The sequence below is a fragment of the Paraburkholderia sp. J94 genome, from assembly GCF_905220285.1.
Classification (GTDB): domain Bacteria; phylum Pseudomonadota; class Gammaproteobacteria; order Burkholderiales; family Burkholderiaceae; genus Paraburkholderia; species Paraburkholderia tropica_A.
In genome coordinates this window covers 33,681-52,217 of the sequence record NZ_CAJMZH010000014.1, presented here as the reverse complement: position 1 = coordinate 52,217, position 18,537 = coordinate 33,681, and the positions used below count along the sequence as shown (strand labels likewise).

Sequence of the window (18,537 nt, the reverse complement as noted above, 5' to 3'; positions counted from 1 at the left end):
AACTCCTGGGGTCAAGGGGTTGCGGCGGCGAGACCGATCAACGCTGATGGAAACCCGCGCGACAAATCTCGCCTCTTTGCCTGCAACGCGACCCTTACTGGATCTTCTTGGCCTTTTCGAAGGCTTCGTCGATCGTGCCGACCATGTAGAACGCCTGCTCCGGCAGGTGATCGCACTCGCCTTCGACGATCATCTTGAAGCCGCGGATGGTTTCCTTCAGCGGCACGTACTTGCCCGGCGAGCCCGTGAAGACTTCCGCGACGTGGAACGGCTGCGACAGGAAACGCTGGATCTTACGTGCGCGGGCGACGGTCAGCTTGTCTTCCGGCGACAGTTCGTCCATGCCCAGAATTGCGATGATGTCACGCAGTTCCTTGTAGCGCTGGAGCGTCTGCTGCACGCGGCGCGTGATCGAGTAGTGCTCTTCACCGATCACGTTCGGGTCGATCTGGCGCGAGGTCGAGTCGAGCGGGTCGACTGCCGGGTAGATACCCAGCGAGGCGATGTCACGCGACAGCACGACGGTTGCGTCCAGGTGGCCGAAGGTCGTAGCCGGCGACGGGTCGGTCAAGTCGTCCGCAGGGACGTACACGGCCTGAACCGACGTAATCGAGCCCTTCTTGGTCGACGTGATGCGCTCTTGCAGCTTGCCCATTTCTTCAGCCAGCGTCGGCTGATAGCCCACTGCCGACGGCATACGGCCGAGCAGTGCCGACACTTCCGTGCCAGCCAGCGTGAAACGGTAGATGTTGTCGACGAAGAACAGCACGTCGAGGCCTTCGTCACGGAAGTGCTCGGCCATCGTCAGACCGGTCAGCGCGACGCGCAGACGGTTGCCCGGCGGCTCGTTCATCTGGCCGTAGACCAGCGCGACCTTGTCGAGAACGTTCGAGTCCTTCATTTCGTGGTAGAAGTCGTTGCCCTCACGGGTACGCTCGCCCACGCCCGCGAACACGGAGAAACCGCCGTGCTCCTTCGCGATGTTGTTGATGAGCTCCATCATGTTGACGGTCTTGCCCACGCCAGCACCACCGAACAGGCCAACCTTGCCGCCCTTTGCGAACGGGCAGATCAGGTCGATAACCTTGATGCCGGTTTCGAGCAGTTCAGCCGACGGCGACAGATCTTCGAACGCCGGAGCCTTCTGGTGGATCGCGCGCGTCGTTTCGCTGACGATCGGGCCGGCTTCGTCGATCGGACGGCCGAGCACGTCCATGATACGGCCGAGCGTCGGCTTGCCGACCGGCACGCTGATGGGCTTGCCCGTGTTCTTCACCACGGTGCCGCGGCGCAGGCCGTCCGACGCACCCAGACAGATGGTGCGGACAACGCCGTCGCCCAGCTGCTGCTGCACTTCCAGGGTCAGTTCCGACCCGTCGAGAATCAGCGCGTCGTAGATCTTCGGCATGGTCTCGCGCGGGAATTCCACGTCGATCACCGCGCCGATGCACTGTACGATCTTGCCTTCTACCAAAGCAGTTGTACTCATCGATTTTCCTTTAGATACCTGAATTCTTCACTCGCCCACCGGTTCAACACCGGCGCGGTTTCGCAATCGGTTCGCGACTATCAGACGGCTGCTGCGCCGCCGACGATTTCCGAAAGTTCCTTCGTAATCGCGGCCTGGCGGCTCTTGTTGTACGAGAGCTGCAGTTCGTTGATGACCGTCTTCGCGTTGTCCGACGCCGCCTTCATCGCGACCATACGGGCCGACTGCTCCGACGCCATGTTTTCCGCCACGGCCTGATAGACCAGAGCTTCGACATAGCGGACCAGCAGTTCGTCCACGACGGTTTGCGCGTCCGGCTCGTAGATGTAGTCCCACGCCGACTTCGGCGTCGTGCCGTCGTCGTTGCTTTCCAGGCGCTCGGCCGACAGCGGCAGCAGCTGCTCGATCACCGGCTCCTGCTTCATCGTGTTGACGAAGCGCGTGTACGCGAGGTACACCGCCGAAAGCTTGCCTTCCGAGTACTGGTCGAGCTGCACCTTGATCGCGCCGATCAGCTTTTCCAGATGCGGCGTGTCGCCGAGTTGCACGACATTCGAGACGACTTTCGCGCGCAGACGGTTCAGGAAACCGAGGCCCTTGCTGCCGATCGCCGTAGCTTCGATCGACGTGCCGGATGCTTCCAGATCCTTGAACTTCTGCAGCGTCGCGCGCAGCACGTTGGTGTTCATCCCGCCGCACAGACCCTTGTCCGTGGTGACGAGAATCACGCCGGCGACCTTCGCATCGTTGTTTTCCACCATGAACGGGTGGCGATACTCGGGGTTCGCACGGCTCATGTGCGCAGCGATGTCGCGGACCTTGTCGGCATACGGGCGGGCGGCGCGCATGCGCTCCTGGGCACGGCGCATTTTCGACGCCGCGACCATTTCCATCGCCTTGGTGATCTTGCGCGTGTTTTGCACGCTCTTGATCTTGCCGCGAATTTCCTTCATTCCAGCCATTGCTTGCTCCTTGATCGAAGCGGAGCGGGATTCACCGAACCCCGCGCCGCCCCAATGTCCGTTTATCTAGATTGATTCCCGGACGGATCAATATGCGCCGGACTTCTTGAAGTCCTTGAGAACCGCGTGCAGCGCGTTCTCGTCGTCCTTCGACAGGTCCTTCTTGTCCTCGATGCGCGCGACGAGGTCGGCGTGCTTCGACTTCAGGTATTCGCGCAGGCCCTTTTCGAACGGCAGGACGTCCTTGACGTCGATGTCGTCGAGGTAGCCGTTGTTGGCCGAGAACAGCGCAACCGCCAGTTCCCAGACCTGCAGCGGCTGATACTGCGGCTGCTTGAGCAGTTCCGTCACGCGGCGGCCGCGCTCGAGCTGCTTGCGGGTCGCTTCGTCGAGGTCCGAGGCGAACTGGGCGAATGCAGCCAGTTCACGGTACTGCGCGAGGTCGGTACGGATACCGCCCGACAGCTTCTTCACGACCTTGGTCTGAGCCGCACCGCCAACACGCGACACCGACACGCCGGCGTTGATTGCCGGGCGGATGCCTGCGTTGAACAGGTCGGTTTCCAGGAAGATCTGGCCGTCGGTAATCGAGATCACGTTCGTCGGAACGAATGCCGTGACGTCGCCTGCCTGCGTTTCGATGATCGGCAGTGCCGTCAGCGAACCCGTCTTGCCCTTGACTTCGCCGTTCGTGAACTTCTCGACGTAGTCGGCCGACACGCGTGCAGCGCGCTCGAGCAGACGCGAGTGGAGATAGAACACGTCGCCGGGGTAAGCTTCGCGGCCCGGCGGGCGGCGCAGCAGCAGCGAGATCTGGCGATAGGCCCAGGCTTGCTTGGTCAGATCGTCATAAATGATCAGGGCGTCTTGACCGCGATCGCGGAAGTATTCGCCCATCGTGCAGCCGGCGTACGGTGCGAGGTACTGCAGCGCAGCCGATTCCGAAGCCGAGGCCGCCACGACGATCGTGTACTCGATCGCGCCGGTTTCTTCGAGCTTGCGCAGCACGTTCTGGATCGACGACGCCTTCTGGCCGATGGCGACGTAGATACAGATCAGGTCCTTGCCCTTCTGGTTGATGATCGTGTCGACGGCCACTGCGGTCTTGCCGCACTGACGGTCGCCGATGATCAGCTCACGCTGGCCACGGCCGATCGGCACCATTGCGTCGATCGACTTCAGACCGGTTTGCACCGGCTGCGACACGCCTTCACGCCAGATCACGCCCGGAGCGATCTTTTCGATCGCGTCGGTCGCCTTGGCGTTGATCGGGCCCTTGCCGTCGATCGGGTTGCCGAGCGGATCGACCACGCGGCCGATCAGTTCCGGACCAACCGGGACTTCCAGAATGCGGCCCGTCGTCTTGACGATGTCGCCTTCCGAAATGTGTTCGTATTCACCGAGAATCACGGCGCCGACCGAGTCACGCTCGAGGTTCAGCGCGAGACCGAAGGTGTTGCCCGGGAATTCGAGCATTTCGCCTTGCATCACGTCCGACAGGCCGTGGATGCGCACGATGCCGTCGGTCACGGAGATCACGGTGCCCTGGTTGCGAACGTCTGCGCTCGCTTCAAGGCCCTGGATCCGGCTCTTGATCAGCTCGCTGATCTCAGAGGGATTGAGTTGCATTATTCGCTCCTGATGTTCAATTCTGTTGCGTGCCAGCCGCTGCGTTCGGTGTGTTCACCGGGACGCTCAAGCGGTCAGAGCCACCTGCATGCTGGCGAGCCGCGCGCGGACCGAGGTATCGAGCACTTCGTCGCCGACCGTGACGCGCACGCCGCCAATCAGCGACTTGTCGATTTCAACGGTGGGCTTCAGCTTGCATTTGAACTTGCGTTCGAGGCTGGCCACGAGGTCGTTCAACTGGGTGCCTTCGAGCGGGAACGCGCTGACGATCAGCGCGTCGGCCGCACCGGCCTTCGCATTCTTGAGCGCTTCGAACTGTGCATGGATTTCCGGCAGCAGTTCCAGGCGGTGATTCGCGACCAGCATCTGGACGAGGTTCCTGGCCTCGGCCGAATCCTTGAGCGGGGACTTCACCGCCGCGAGCAGCAGCTCGACGACCTGGGCATGGCTTACTTTCGGGCTCGTCGCGACCGACAGCACGTCGGACATGGCCGCAACCTGTGCCAGCTCCGTAACGAGCGTGGACCAGGCGGCGGTGTCACCAGCTTCGGCCACGCCAAACAGGGCTTCTGCGTACGGGCGGGCGATGGTTGCAAGTTCGGCCATGATCAGAGCTCGGCTTTCAGTTGATTCAGCAGTTCGGCGTGCGCCGACTGATCGACTTCGCGCTTCAGGATCTGCTCGGCGCCTTGCACGGCGAGCGCGGCGACTTCAGCGCGCAGAACTTCGCGTGCCTTGACGACTTGCTGGTCCGCGTCGGCCTTCGCTTGCGCGATGATGCGCGCTGCTTCGGCGTGGGCCTGGGCCTTGATTTCTTCAGCGACTGCGAGAGCGCGCTTTTCCGCGTCGGCAATGCGGTTTTGGCCCTCGTTACGGGCCGTAGCGAGTTCCTCGCCCACGCGCTTATGCGCGGCTTCGAGTTCCGCCTTGCCCTTTTCCGCAGCGGCGAGGCCGTCCGCGATCTTCTTCGAGCGCTCGTCGAGGGCGTTGATCAACGGCGGCCACACGAACTTCATCGTGAACCACGCGAGGATCAGGAACACGACCATTTGCGCAAACAGGGTTGCGTTGAGATTCACGGTGTTTCCTTAAACGTTGCTATTCCGGGGAATTGAAACGGCAAGGCGCTCATCGGTTGTGAAACTCGATCAGCGCCTCGTCTCCCGTTCCGCCATGCGCCCTTAACCGTTATAGATCAGGCGCAACCTTCCAGGGAACTTAGCCCGCGAGCTTCGAGAGCAGCGGGTTAGCGAACGCGAACAGCATTGCAACACCCACGCCAATCAGGAACGCTGCATCGATCAGACCAGCCAGCAGGAACATCTTCGTTTGCAGCGGGTTCATCAGTTCAGGCTGACGTGCGCACGCTTCGATGTACTTGCCGCCCATCAGGCCGATACCGATACAGGCGCCGATTGCACCCAGGCCGATGATGATGCCGATACCGATGGCCGTGAAACCCTGGATGTTGGCGATGAAAGCTTGCATGATCACTCCTTTGTGAGATTTTCTGGAACTGGGGATTTAAAACTTAAACTGCAAATCTGGTACGACCGCCGTTTAGTGGCTGTCGTGTGCCTGGCCGATGTACACCAGCGTCAGCATCATGAAAATGAACGCCTGCAGCAGAACGATCAGAATGTGGAAGATCGCCCAGACGCTGCCCGCAATCACGTGGCCGATGAAGCCAAGCACCGTCGAATCCGCGCCGAAGGTCCACAGACTGCCCAGCAGGGCGATCAGCAGGAACAGCAGTTCGCCTGCATACATGTTGCCGAACAACCGCAGGGCGAGCGAAACCGTCTTGGCGACGAATTCGATGATGTTGAGTGCAAGGTTCGGGATCCACAGCAGCGGATGCGAGCCGAACGGAGCCGACAGCAGCTCGTGAACGAAGCCGCCGGGGCCCTTGATCTTGAGGTTGTAATAGATCATCAGCACGAACACGCCGAGCGCGATGCCGAACGTGCCGTTGAGGTCGGCGGTCGGGACGATGCGCTGGTGCGGGAGTGCTTCGGACAGACCCAGCCAGCCGATCACGCGGCCCGGCAGGTCGACGGGGATGAAGTCGAGGCAGTTCATCAGCGCCACCCAGACGAAGACCGTCAGGGCCAGAGGAGCGATGAATTTGCGGTTGCCGTGAATGATGGACTTCGACTGGTCTTCGACCATTTCGACCAGCATTTCGATGGCGCACTGGAAGCGGCCCGGCACGCCGGACGTAGCCTTACGCGCGGCGACAAACAGCAGCAGGATGGTGGCGAGGCCGCACAGGATCGACCAGAACAGCGTGTCGATGTTCCAGACGTGGAAATCGACGATCGACGTCTGATGCGAGGTGGAAAAATTCTGCAAGTGGTGCGCAATGTACTCGGACGGATCCAGAGCGCGCGTTCCTTCGCTGGCTGCCATATCGTTAAAACCACCCAAATTGTCGAAAATCGTTTCCGGCCGTTCCCGCACCTACCAGTTTGCGGGAACGCACCGCCGCGGATCGTGTCTTATCTGCTCCGCATGGGCCAGCTGATCTTCGCCTCCATCGCCTCTACGCCCGCAGGCGGCGCGATGTTGGCGGGATTCAGCGCCACGCGAGCGCGATCCAGTATGTCTTCAGTGCGATCAGGTACGTGATGAGCAGCGGAATCCACTGCACGTCGCGATACCAGAACGCGATGGCGACGAACATCGCAATCGTCGCCCCCATCTTGAATGCTTCACCGAGCATCCAGTTCATTACGGTGCCGGCGCCGCTCAACTGCTTGAGGCGGGCCGCGAACAACGCTCCGGGCACCCAGCAGATCGCTCCACCCAGCAACGCGGAGAGCGGCACACTGCTCGGCGCAGCCGCAACCGGTGGCTTATAAAACAGCCACCACAACAACGTAGCAACCAGGGACAAAACCACTTGCGCCGCCACGACGCGAAACGGCGTGACGCGCGATGGGCGACTCACCTGTGCGCCGAACAGCTGCTCGGCCTCAATCCGGGTGAGCGGAACGATGTCGTTGTTATCTTGCTGATCGGCGTCCAACTGGTCCCAGCGTTCGTTGTGATCGCCACGCGAACCTGCGGCTCCTGCCTTATCCGTCCCTGCATCCTGCCCCCGGCGGGATGCTTCGCTCGCGCTACGCGGACCATCGGGCCCTTCATGCGCCTGCGGCGCTTCGTCTGGCCTCTGACCCACCATCGCGTTATTCCGGATATTTGCCTTTCGCGCGTTTTATTACAACGTGCTTACAGCATCGCCAACCAAATAAATCCGGGCGATTGTAAGCGATAGTTGCAGCCAATTCAAGACTTTAGCCCGCTCAATAACACCCGTGAAATGCTACTTCATCATGCGGAAAACGCGCCATTACCCGCGGGGTAACGGAAAATGTAAGGGAGCGTTCGACACACGGTTTGCACTCAGGAGAGCCAGGCAAAACGGGGCGCGATTTTACCTTGTAACGACGCTCATGTCGCTGATCTGTTTCATTTCTGTCAGAAAAAATACAACAGCAGGCCGCCGCAAATTGTCGCAGCGAACCAGAACGGGATCGCGATGAGGTGGAACGGCAGCCAGACGCCGCGCTCGCCCGACAGACGCACGGCGATCAGGTTCGCGAGCGAGCCGATCGCGAGACCGAAGCCGCCGACGCTCACGCCGAATGCCAGCGCGCGCCAGTCGTGCGTGAAGCCCGCGAGCACGATGGCCGCCGGCACGTTGCTGATGGCCTGAGAGAGCACGGCGCCGGCCAGATAGGCGCGTAGCGGCGTCTGCAGCGCGAGGCCTTCCAGCGCGTGATGGATCCACGGCAGCGCCGCCGCGCTGCGCAGGACGATGAACATCAGCACGAAGATCAGCAGCAGCAGCCAGTCGATCTTCAGCACGATGCGCGCGCGCCAGATCAGGAAACCGGCGGCGACGCCCGCGAGGGCGATGCCGGCGCGATGCGCGTCGGCGAGCAGCACGAACGCCACGAAGAGGACGGCCGCGACACCGGCCAGCGCGCGATCGACGCCATGCGCCTCGGCGTCGCGGCTCAGATCGAGCGTTTTTGGCCTGAAAAGAAACGCGGCCAGCGCGAACAACATCGCCATCAGCACCGCGCACAGCGGCGCCAGTGCGGCGACGAAGCGACCAAATGCCGCACCACTCAATTGCCAGAGAAACAGGTTTTGCGGATTGCCGAGCGGCGTCAGGATGGAGCCCGCGTTCACGGCGAGCGCGATGACGATCACGAGCCGCTTCAGGGGCAATGGCGTCAATTTGTGCAGCGACAACACCAGCGGCACGACGACGAACAGCGCGACGTCGTTGGTCACGACCGTCGACAGGGCCGCCGCCAGACCGATCAGCAGAAACGCCAGCGCGCGCTCGGAGCGGATGCGATGCACGAGTTTGTGCGCAACCCAGGTCAGGAATCCTGAATATTCGATGGCCTTCGTGAGGATGAGCAGGCCCGCGAGCGTCATCACCGTTTGCCAGTCGACGAGCGCGGGCAGCGTGCTCCACGCGCGCGGCGCGAAAACCTGCAGCAGCACGAGCGCGGCGACGAGTATCGTCAGCACCGGCTCGCCCGCCGCGAACGCGCCGACCCGGCGCAGCAGACTCAGGGGGCCGCGTTGCGCGGCGTCAGGCTCCCGCACCTTAGGCGCGAACGTGCGTCAAACGGCGGCTTCGCCGCGCAAACGCAGCAAAATGCCGTCAAGTGCATCGAGATCGCCGAAGTCGACGCTAAGCTGACCGCGACCGCGACGGCCGAGCTTGATCTTCACCGTGGCGGACAACAAGTCCGACAGTTCTTCTTCGAGGCGGCGCGTGTCGCGGCCGCCGTCGTGCGCAGCCTTCGCCTTCACCGCGGGTGCGGCCTTGGTCGTCGCCGAAACGAGCTTCTCGGTTTCACGCACCGACATGCGCTTGTTGACCACCTGGTTCGCAAGCGTGATCTGCGTGGCGGCATCGACCGCGAGCAGCGCGCGCGCATGACCCATGTCCAGGTCGCCCGCGAGCAACATGGTCTGCACCGGCGCAGCGAGGTTCAGCAAACGCAGCAGATTCGACACGGCGCTGCGCGAGCGCCCCACCGACTCCGCCGCCTGTTCGTGCGTGAAACTGAACTCGTCGAGCAGACGCTGGATGCCCTGCGCCTCTTCGAGCGGATTCAGGTCTTCGCGCTGGATGTTCTCGATCAGCGCCATCGCGGCGGCGGCTTGATCGGGCACGTCCTTCACGAGCACCGGCACCTCGGTCAGCCCGGCGATATGCGCCGCGCGAAAACGTCGCTCACCCGCGATGATTTCGTAGCGATCCGCGCTAACCGGACGCACGAGAATCGGCTGCATCAAACCCTGCGCGCGAATGCTCGCGGCCAGTTCCTGCAGCGCGCCCTCGTCCATACGCGTACGCGGCTGATACTTGCCCGCCTGCATCTGCGTGAGCGGCAGCGTGTTGGGCGCGCCCTCGATCTTCACCGCCTCGGTGATGTCCGCGCTGCCGCCGAGCAGCGCTTCCAGTCCTCGACCCAGCCCCTTCTTCCGTGCTACTGCGTTCATCGTGCTTCTCCAGTCTGCGTCAGAGTGCGCGTACGCGCTCGATCATTTCCGCGCCGAATTGCACATAGGCCTGCGCGCCGCGCGACGCGCGATCGAACACCACGCCCGGCAAACCGTAGCTGGGCGCCTCCGCAAGCCGCACATTGCGCGGGATCACGGCGTCGAACACCTTGTCGCCAAAGTGCTCCTTGAGTTGCTCGGAAACCTGCTGCTGCAGCGTGATGCGCGGATCGAACATCACGCGCAAAAGCCCGATCACCTTCAGGTCGCGATTCATGTTCGCGTGCACCTGCTTGATGGTGTTCACGAGATCCGACAGACCTTCGAGCGCGAAGTACTCGCACTGCATCGGGATCACGACGCCATGCGCCGCGCACAAGCCATTGAGCGTGAGCAGCGAGAGCGCCGGCGGGCAGTCGATCAGCACGAAGTCGTATTGATCGTCCACCTGCGCCAGCGCGTTCTTCAGGCGTCGCTCGCGCTGTTCCACGGAGACCAGCTCCACTTCGGCGCCGGCGAGTTCGCGGTTGGCCGGCAGCACGTCGTAGCCCACCTGCTCCGGGCTCGTACGCGCCTGCGGCACGGTAATGCCGTCGACCAGCACTTCATAGACGGTGTACTCGCACGCCGCCTTGTCGATGCCGCTGCCCATCGTGGCATTGCCTTGCGGGTCGAGGTCGATGAGAAGGACACGTTGTCCCTGCGATGCGAGGCTCGCGGCGAGATTGACCGTTGTCGTCGTCTTGCCGACGCCGCCCTTCTGGTTCGCAACGCAGAAGATTTTTGCCATCTTTTGGGTGTCCCTTTACTGCCTTAAAAAGTTTGCTTACGTTATAGCGCGCTCAACACTGCCGCACTACTCGGCCGATCGGCCAACGAACTTGCCTGCGCGATAACTCAAGCCGCGCTCAGGCTGCCGCAACCGGTTCGACGGTGACTTCCGTCAGGTGCCGTTCGGCGTCGAGCATCGGCACGGCGAGGCGAATCGTCTGGACTGCCGTCGCGCCTTCCGGCAAGCGTTCGATCTCGCCTTCGGGACGCACACCCTTCATCGCCCAGATCGCGCCGCCGTCCGCAACGAGGTGACGGGCCAGTGTAACGAAATCGGCCAGTTCCGCGAATGCCCGCGAGACGATCAGATCGAATTTTTTCGGAACTTCGACACCAGGTCGCAGCGATTCGACTCGTCCGGTCACCACCGAGAGATTCGCGAGGCCGAGTTCAGCCTTCGCCTGCGACTGAAACGCCGACTTCTTCTGCACGATGTCGTTCAGCGTGACCTGCCAGTCGGGACGCACGATCGCGAGCACGATGCCCGGCAAACCGCCGCCCGAACCCACATCGAGCACCGCGGCGTTTTCACGTGAAGGCAGATGCGGCACGATCGAAAGCGAATCGAGGATGTGCTGGATCAGCATCTGGCGCGGGTCGCGAATCGCCGTCAGGTTGTAGACGGCGTTCCACTTCACGAGCAAGGCGACGTAGTCCAGCAGTTTTTCGTGCTGCCGCTCGCTCAATTCGATGGAGAGCGCTTGAGCGCCCTCTTTCAGCATCTGCGCGAGTGCGCCGCGATCGGCGATCCCGGGTTGACGTGCGCGGCCGCTCATTGAGCCACCGGCGTCGTGTCGTTACCCGAATCGGCGGGCTTCTGGCGGCGACGGCCGAGGCCACGCTTGAGATGCACCATCAGCAGCGAAATCGCGGCGGGCGTGATGCCCGAGATACGCGAGGCCTGACCGATGGTTTCCGGGCGGAACTGATTGAGCTTCTGGCGTGCTTCGAACGACAGGCCGCGCACTTCTGCGTAATCGATGCCTTCGGGCAGACGCGTGTTCTCGTGCGTGCCGTTGCGCTCGATCTCGTCGGCCTGACGATCGATATAGCCCTGATATTTGACGCCGATCTCGATCTGCTCCTTGATCTGCGCGAGCAGGACCTCGTCGTCGGCAAGCGGCACTTCGGGGCCGCATGCGCCGCCGCGCAGGCCGCACACACCGTCGTAGCTCACACCCGGACGGCGCAGCAAGTCCGCGAGATTGTATTCGTGGTCAATGGGCTTGCCGAGCAAAGCGGTCGCCTCTTCCGCGCCCAGCGTCTTGGGGTTCACCCACGTCGACTTCAGGCGTTCGGTTTCACGTGAAACAGCGTCGCGTTTGCGGCTGAATGCATCCCAGCGCGCGTCCTCAACGACACCGAGTTCGCGGCCGATTTCGGTCAGGCGCATATCGGCGTTGTCTTCGCGCAGGCTCAGGCGATACTCCGCGCGGCTCGTGAACATGCGATACGGCTCCGACACGCCACGCGTCACCAGATCGTCGACCAGCACGCCGAGGTAAGCCTGATCACGGCGCGGGCACCATGCGTCCTTGCCTTGCACCTGTAGACCGGCGTTGATACCCGCGAGCAAGCCTTGCGCCGCAGCTTCTTCGTAGCCGGTCGTGCCGTTGATCTGACCCGCAAAAAACAGGCCGTTGATGACCTTCGTTTCAAGCGATGCCTTCAGCCCGCGCGGGTCGAAATAGTCGTATTCGATCGCATAGCCAGGCCGCAGGATGTGCGCGTGCTCGAGGCCACGCATCGAGTGCACCAACTCAAGCTGGACGTCGAACGGCAGGCTCGTCGAGATCCCGTTCGGATAGAACTCGTTCGTCGTCAGGCCTTCCGGCTCCAGATAGATCTGGTGCGACTCCTTCGACGCAAAGCGATGAATCTTGTCTTCGATCGACGGACAGTAGCGCGGCCCCACCCCTTCGATCACGCCCGTGTACATCGGCGAACGGTCGAGACCGCCGCGAATGATGTCGTGCGTGCGCTCGTTGGTATGCGTGACCCAGCACGGGATCTGCTTCGGATGCTGCTCCGCGCGGCCAAGGAACGAGAAGACTGGCACCGGATCGAGGTCGCCCGGCTGCTCCTCGAGCACCGAAAAATCGATCGTGCGGCCGTCGATACGCGGCGGCGTGCCAGTCTTGAGGCGGCCCTGCGGCAGCTTCAACTCCTTCAGGCGCGCCGACAACGTCACCGCAGCGGGATCGCCAGCGCGGCCGCCCGTGTAGTTGTTGAGGCCCACGTGAATCTTGCCGTCGAGGAACGTACCGGCCGTCAGCACCACAGCGCGTGCGCGGAAGCGCAGGCCGACCTGCGTCACGGCGCCAACTACTCGGTCGCCTTCGACCATCAGGTCTTCCACGGCCTGCTGGAACAGCCACAGATTCGGCTGATTCTCCAGGCGATGGCGGATCGCGGCCTTGTACAGAATGCGGTCAGCCTGGGCACGCGTCGCACGCACAGCGGGACCCTTCGACGAGTTGAGGATACGGAACTGAATGCCGCCCTCGTCCGTCGCAGCGGCCATCGCGCCGCCGAGTGCATCGACTTCCTTGACCAGATGGCCTTTGCCAATGCCGCCGATCGACGGATTGCAGCTCATCTGACCGAGCGTCTCGATGTTGTGCGTGAGCAGGAGCGTCTTTACGCCCATGCGGGCAGCGGCAAGCGCGGCCTCAGTGCCGGCGTGACCGCCGCCGACGACAATTACGTCAAATTCTGTTGGAAAAAGCATGGCGGGACCTCACGCACGGACAAATTGACCGCGTGAGCCTTCTCAGAAAAAGTGGTATGCGCGAATTATAACGGTTTCAGGTTTTGGGCCGTTCACGCCCGAATTTCGTTCCACGCTTTAGCGAAAAAAAGCGGCGTGTTTCACGTGAAACACGCCGCTCAGCTCTGCAGAAACTGACGAGATCAGACGGGTTTCTTGGCCAAGCCCAGATACGTTTCGATCACTCGCGGGTTCTGCGCCAGTTCGCTCGCCGGCCCTTCGAGCGCCAAATCACCGGTCTCCAGCACATAGCCATAGTCAGAGATTTGCAGAGCCGCGCGTGCATTCTGCTCGATCAGCAGCGTGGCAACGCCCGTCTGCCGCAGCGCGCTGATGATATGGAAGATCTCCTTCACGATGAGCGGCGCGAGTCCAAGGCTGGGTTCATCGAGCATCAGCAGATCTGGCTTGCCCATCAGCGCGCGGCCGACGGCCAACATCTGCCGCTCGCCACCCGACAACGTGCCCGCCGCCTGCGCGCGTCGCTCCTTCAAGCGCGGAAACAGCTGAAAAACGTGATCGAGCTGATCGAGGAAGTTGCGCTCCCCTGCCCGCTTGCGCCGATACGCGCCAAGCACGAGGTTGTCCTCGACCGTCATCGAGGCGAATAGCTCGCGCTTTTCGGGCACGAGGCACATGCCGCGCGCGACACGACGCTCGATCGGCAGCGCGCCGATTTCCTCGCCGAGGTAGGCAATCCGGCCGCTCGCATGTCCGGTCTGGGGCAACGCGCCCATGATGGCGTTCAAGAGCGTCGACTTGCCCGCGCCGTTCGGGCCGATCACCGAGACGATTTGCCCTGCGCCTACCTTGATGGCGGCCTGATGCAGCGCCTCGATCTTGCCGTAGCGCACCGCGAGGTTGGAGACTTCGAGTACGGGCGTCGCCATCATTCCACCCCGCCCAGATAGGCTTCGAGCACGGCCGGATCCTTCTGCACGTCTTCCGGCAAGCCCTCGGCAATGCGTGTGCCGAACTCCATCACGACCAGCCGGTCGGTGAGATTCATCACGAAATCCATGTCGTGTTCAACCAGCAGCACGCTCATCCCCTCTTCCCTCAGCTTGCGCAGCAACGCGGCCAGCTGCTGTTTCTCCTGATAACGCAGCCCCGCCGCCGGCTCGTCGAGCAACAGCAAGGTCGGATCGCAGCACAGCGCGCGCGCGATTTCCAGAATCCGCTGTTGACCGAGCGCGAGACTGCCCGCCTCGTCGTACATATGCTGCTCCAGGCCCACGCGGCGCAATTGCTTCGCCGCCTCGCTCATCAGCCGCCCCTCCTCCACCGCGTTGAGCTTCACCACGCTGCGCAGCACGCCCGAGTGGCCGCGCAGATGCGCGCCGATCGCGACGTTCTCCAGCACCGTCATCGTCGGCAGCAGCTTGACGTGCTGGAACGTGCGGCCGATGCCGCGCGCGACGATTTCACGTGAAGTCAGCCGGTCGATGCGCTCGCCGCGGAACGTGATGGCGCCGCTCGTCGGTTGCAGCACGCCGGTGACAAGGTTGAAGGTGGTCGATTTCCCGGCGCCGTTCGGGCCGATCAAACCGATGATCTGCCCCGCTTTCACCTCGAAACTCACGTCGTTGACGGCGACCAGCCCGCCGAACTGCTTGCGCGCCTTGTCGACGGTGAGCAGCATCTCGCCCGCCTCGGGCTTGCTGCGTTGCGGCAAAGGCTCGGCATTCGCGGGCACGTGCGCCTGCGGTCCGCGCGGGAAGAAGCGCGCCACGAACGGCCAGACCCCGCGCCGCGCATATTGCAGCAGCAGCACCATCAGAATGCCGAACACGATGATCTCGAAGTTGCCGTTCTCGCCGAGCAGCTTGGGCAGCAGCGTCTGCAGCCAGTCTTGCAGCACCGTCAGGATCGCCGCGCCCAGCACCGCGCCCCAAACGTGCGCGACGCCGCCCACAACGGCCATGAACAGATACTCGATGCCGTGATTCAGGCCGAACGGCGTCGGGTTCACGGCGCGCTGCAAATGCGCGTACAGGAAGCCCGAGACGGCCGCCAGAACCGCCGCGTAGACGAAGATCACCACGCGCATCCAGGCCGTGTTCACGCCCATCGCCTCGGCCATCAGGCCGCCGCCGCGCAGCGCGCGAATCGCCCGGCCGGTGCGGCTGTTGAGCAGGTTCTGCACCGACACGACCGACGCCAGCACCACCACCCAAATCAGGTAGTAGATATGCCGCCCGGACTCCAGCGCGACGCCGAACACGTTGAGCACGGGAATGCCGTTGATGCCGTCGTACTTGCCGAGCATGTCCAGATTGCCGAACAGGAAGAACAGCGCAAGCCCCCAGGCGATCGTGCCGAGCGGCAGGAAGTGGCCCGACAGACGCATCGTCACGAGGCCCAGCACGAGCGCGACGAGCGCCGTGATCAGCACGCCGACGATCAGCGCGAGCCACGGCGAGACGCCGTACTGCGTCGTCAGATACGCGGTCGCGTAGGCGCCGAGCCCGACGAACGCGGCCTGCCCGAAGCTCGTCATGCCGCCGATACCGGTGAGCAGCACAAGCCCGATCGCCACGATCGAATAGAGGCCGATGTAGTTGAGCAGCGTGATCCAGTATTCGGGCACGCGCACCCCGCCCGGCAGCACCGGCAGCGCGAACATCACCACGAGGAACAGCCAGAAGAAGCGGTTATGCAAAACGAGTCGTTTCATCGCGTCACTCCTCTTCCTCTTCGGCGTGCGGCGTGGACAGACTGCGCCACAGCAGCACCGGGATGATCAGCGTGAACACAATCACTTCCTTGTACGCGCTCGCCCAGAACGACGAATACGACTCCAGCAGGCCCACGAGCACGGAGCCCGCCGCAGCCAGCGGATAGCTAACCAGACCGCCGATGATCGCGCCCACGAAGCCCTTGAGGCCGATCAGGAAGCCCGAGTCGTAGTAGATCGTCGTCAGCGGCGCGACGAGCACGCCGCAGAGCGCGCCGAGCCCCGCAGCCAGCGTGAACGCGAGCCGCCCGGCCTGGGTCGTGCCGATGCCGACGAGGCGCGCGCCCAGCCGGTTCACCGAGGTTGCGCGCAGCGCCTTGCCGGAGATCGTGCGGTCGAAATAGAAGTACAGCGCGACGATCAGCACGGCCGCCGTGCCGACCACCCAGAGGCTCTGCCCCGAGATCGACAGCGCGCCGAGGTTGAACGTGGCGTCCGAGAACGCGCTCGTGCGCGAGCCTTCGGCGCCGAACATCACGAGGCCGAGGCCGACCATCGCGAAATGCACGGCCACGGCCACGATCAGCAGCAGCAGCGTGGTGGCTTCGGCGATCGGCTCATAGGCAAGCCGATAGACGAACGGCCCCATCGGCACCACGATGGCGAGCGTCAGTGCGATCTGCGCGAGCATCGGCAAGGACTGCCCCGCCACGCCGCGCGTCAGCGCGTAGAGCGCGATGGGAAACAGCAGATACTTGCCCGCGAGCGTGACCAGCGTGCGCGGCGCATGCTTGCGGCGCTCGGCGTGGCGCACGAGCCCCGCCGTCTCGACGACGAAACAGGCGGCGCCCAGCGCGACCAGCAGCCAGCACGTCGCCGGAAATTTCTGCGATTGCAGTGCGGCGAGCGTCAGAGCGCCGTAGGAAACGAATTCGCCCTGCGGAATGAAGATGACCCGCGTGACGGAAAACACCAGCACCAGCGCGAGCGCGAGCAGCGCGTAAATCGCCCCGGTGGTGATGCCGTCCTGCGCGAGGATTGCGGCAATCGATAAATCCATACCCTTCCAACCTCTCTTTCTGGAACGCGTGAAACTCGGACCGTCGGCGGTAGCGTCGGGAAACGGCGATGCGGGACAGTGTGGGGAAAGCACGCGGCGCGGCCGCGCCGGATCGGTGTGCGCCACCGGCTGGATTCCGGCGAGCGCGACGCAGCCATTGTCGGTGGCCGAAATGAAGCGGCAACGGCAGCGCGCAACGTGAAATGCCGCGCGCGTTTCACGTGACACCGCGCGCGCGGCGCGGCGTCACGCGTCGAGCGCGCTTACTCGCCCTGCAGCTTCCACTTGCCGTTGACGACCTCCACGATCACGCGGGCGCGGTCGTCGAGACCGTTGTGATCGGTGGCCGTGGTGTTCATGATGCCGTGCGAGACCGGCAGATCCTTGATGTTCTCGAGCGCGTCGCGCAGCGAGACACGGAACGCCTCGGTGCCCGGCTGCGCCGACTTGAGCGCGACCGGAATCGCGCGCTGGAGCATCTGGCCCGCGTCCCAGGCGTGGCCGCCGAAGGTCGCGACCGAACCCGCGCCATAGGCCTTCTCGTAGGCGGCCTTATAGGCGAGCGCCGACTTCTTGACCGGATTCGAGTCGGGCAGCTGATCGGCGACGAGAATCGGACCAGCGGGCAGCAACTCACCCTCGCAGTCCTTGCCGCAGACGCGCAGGAAGTCGTTATTGGCGACGCCGTGCGTCTGATAAATCTTGCCCTTGTAGCCGCGATCCTTCAGCGTGGTCGCCGGCAGCGCCGACGGCGTGCCCGAGCCCGCGATCAGCACCGCGTCGGGGTTCGCCGACATCAGCTTGAGCGCCTGCCCCGTCACCGACGAATCCGTGCGGTTATAGCGCTCGCTCGCGACGATCTTGACGTTGTGCTTCGCCGCCGCCGCGCTGAACTCCTTGAACCAGCTGTCGCCGTAGGCATCCGTGAAACCGATGAAGCCCACCGTCTTCACGCCGTGCTTCTCCATATAGCCCGCGATCGCGTCGGCCATCAGGCTGTCGTTCTGCGGCGGCTTGAAGGCCCACTTGCGCTTGTCGTCCACCGGCTGCACGATCGCCGCCGACGCCGCGAGCGAGATCATCGGCGTCTTGCCCTGCGCGACGACGTCGAGCATCGCGAGCGAGTTCGGCGTCACCGACGAACCGATGATCGCGTCCACGTGATCCTCGTCGATCAGCTTGTGCGTGTTCTGCACGGCCTTGCTCGTGTCCGAGGCGTCGTCGAGCACGATGTACTGCACGCTCTTGCCGCCGATCTCCTTGGGTAGCAGCGCAATCGTGTTCTTCTCGGGAATGCCGAGCGACGCCGCCGGCCCCGTCGCCGACAGCGTCACGCCGATCTTCACTTGCGCGACGGCCACACCGGTCACGCTCATCCATGCCGCTGCGAGTCCGGCATGGAGGGCTCTCGTGGACCACTTCTTCATCGCCAACTTCGTTTTCATTGCGCGTCTCCAAACGCTTTGTCTGCGTGTCGATTTATATTCCGGCGCCGCGCCGCGTGTTCGGTTGGCTAACGCCGGCCTTCGAGTGTAGTAATCGGGATCGCGCGTGTGATGCATGGTTTTCCCTGCCCGCGCG

Annotated in this window: 17 protein-coding genes; all 17 read right to left on the bottom strand. The window is 63.3% G+C overall.

Translation table 11 applies throughout. The features are described from left to right. Window positions 1–94 precede the first annotated feature (94 nt). The 17 genes from atpD to U4Y88_RS26960 all read right to left on the bottom strand — a co-directional run bounded on the left by atpD (window position 95) and on the right by U4Y88_RS26960 (window position 18,383). Window positions 95–1,489, bottom strand: a complete 1,395-nt coding sequence (gene atpD, locus U4Y88_RS27040; RefSeq protein WP_224006620.1) for a F0F1 ATP synthase subunit beta — start codon at window positions 1,487–1,489, stop codon at window positions 95–97. Window positions 1,490–1,569: 80 nt separating this feature from the next. Continuing rightward, complete coding sequence (gene atpG, locus U4Y88_RS27035) at window positions 1,570–2,451, bottom strand: F0F1 ATP synthase subunit gamma (RefSeq protein ID WP_224006623.1); 882 nt, start codon at window positions 2,449–2,451, stop codon at window positions 1,570–1,572. Between the two features lie 87 nt (window positions 2,452–2,538). Then, window positions 2,539–4,080, bottom strand: a complete 1,542-nt coding sequence (gene atpA, locus U4Y88_RS27030) for a F0F1 ATP synthase subunit alpha (RefSeq protein WP_224006625.1) — start codon at window positions 4,078–4,080, stop codon at window positions 2,539–2,541. 66 nt (window positions 4,081–4,146) lie between these two features. Continuing rightward, a complete protein-coding gene (locus tag U4Y88_RS27025; RefSeq protein ID WP_224006629.1) occupies window positions 4,147–4,686 on the bottom strand; it encodes a F0F1 ATP synthase subunit delta in 540 nt (179 codons plus the stop codon). 2 nt (window positions 4,687–4,688) lie between these two features. After that, complete coding sequence (locus tag U4Y88_RS27020; RefSeq protein ID WP_224006632.1) at window positions 4,689–5,159, bottom strand: F0F1 ATP synthase subunit B; 471 nt, start codon at window positions 5,157–5,159, stop codon at window positions 4,689–4,691. A 139-nt stretch (window positions 5,160–5,298) separates the two neighbouring features. Next, complete coding sequence (atpE, locus tag U4Y88_RS27015; protein ID WP_028203308.1) at window positions 5,299–5,568, bottom strand: F0F1 ATP synthase subunit C; 270 nt, start codon at window positions 5,566–5,568, stop codon at window positions 5,299–5,301. A 72-nt stretch (window positions 5,569–5,640) separates the two neighbouring features. Continuing rightward, the gene (gene atpB, locus U4Y88_RS27010; protein WP_224006768.1) at window positions 5,641–6,492 is read right to left on the bottom strand and encodes a F0F1 ATP synthase subunit A; all 852 of its coding nucleotides are present in this window, start codon (window positions 6,490–6,492) and stop codon (window positions 5,641–5,643) included. A 166-nt stretch (window positions 6,493–6,658) separates the two neighbouring features. Next, window positions 6,659–7,267, bottom strand: coding sequence for an ATP synthase subunit I (locus tag U4Y88_RS27005; RefSeq protein ID WP_224006649.1), 609 nt, complete (start codon window positions 7,265–7,267; stop codon window positions 6,659–6,661). A gap of 296 nt (window positions 7,268–7,563) precedes the next feature. Then, window positions 7,564–8,679, bottom strand: a complete 1,116-nt coding sequence (locus U4Y88_RS27000; RefSeq protein WP_321787687.1) for an SLC13 family permease — start codon at window positions 8,677–8,679, stop codon at window positions 7,564–7,566. A gap of 51 nt (window positions 8,680–8,730) precedes the next feature. Beyond that, a complete protein-coding gene (locus U4Y88_RS26995) occupies window positions 8,731–9,618 on the bottom strand; it encodes a ParB/RepB/Spo0J family partition protein (protein ID WP_224006652.1) in 888 nt (295 codons plus the stop codon). A 19-nt stretch (window positions 9,619–9,637) separates the two neighbouring features. Further along, window positions 9,638–10,408, bottom strand: coding sequence for a ParA family protein (locus U4Y88_RS26990; protein ID WP_205992020.1), 771 nt, complete (start codon window positions 10,406–10,408; stop codon window positions 9,638–9,640). A 118-nt stretch (window positions 10,409–10,526) separates the two neighbouring features. Continuing rightward, entirely contained in the window at window positions 10,527–11,225 is a 699-nt protein-coding gene (gene rsmG, locus U4Y88_RS26985) for a 16S rRNA (guanine(527)-N(7))-methyltransferase RsmG (RefSeq protein WP_321787564.1), read from the bottom strand. Next, window positions 11,222–13,180 carry a tRNA uridine-5-carboxymethylaminomethyl(34) synthesis enzyme MnmG gene (gene mnmG, locus U4Y88_RS26980; protein WP_321787563.1) on the bottom strand — a complete coding sequence of 653 codons (1,959 nt, stop codon included), beginning with the start codon at window positions 13,178–13,180 and terminating at the stop codon, window positions 11,222–11,224. Before mnmG ends, rsmG begins: the two co-directional genes overlap by 4 nt. 182 nt (window positions 13,181–13,362) lie before the next feature. Continuing rightward, window positions 13,363–14,112: an ABC transporter ATP-binding protein gene (locus U4Y88_RS26975; protein ID WP_224006661.1), complete on the bottom strand. Its 750-nt coding sequence runs from the start codon at window positions 14,110–14,112 to the stop codon at window positions 13,363–13,365. Next, complete coding sequence (locus U4Y88_RS26970; RefSeq protein ID WP_321787562.1) at window positions 14,109–15,896, bottom strand: branched-chain amino acid ABC transporter ATP-binding protein/permease; 1,788 nt, start codon at window positions 15,894–15,896, stop codon at window positions 14,109–14,111. The genes U4Y88_RS26975 and U4Y88_RS26970 overlap by 4 nt, the downstream gene beginning before the upstream one ends. Window positions 15,897–15,900: 4 nt before the next feature. Continuing rightward, window positions 15,901–16,956, bottom strand: coding sequence for a branched-chain amino acid ABC transporter permease (locus U4Y88_RS26965; RefSeq protein ID WP_224006679.1), 1,056 nt, complete (start codon window positions 16,954–16,956; stop codon window positions 15,901–15,903). A 263-nt stretch (window positions 16,957–17,219) separates the two neighbouring features. Further along, the gene (locus U4Y88_RS26960; protein ID WP_415774509.1) at window positions 17,220–18,383 is read right to left on the bottom strand and encodes an ABC transporter substrate-binding protein; all 1,164 of its coding nucleotides are present in this window, start codon (window positions 18,381–18,383) and stop codon (window positions 17,220–17,222) included. Window positions 18,384–18,537: the final 154 nt, after the last annotated feature.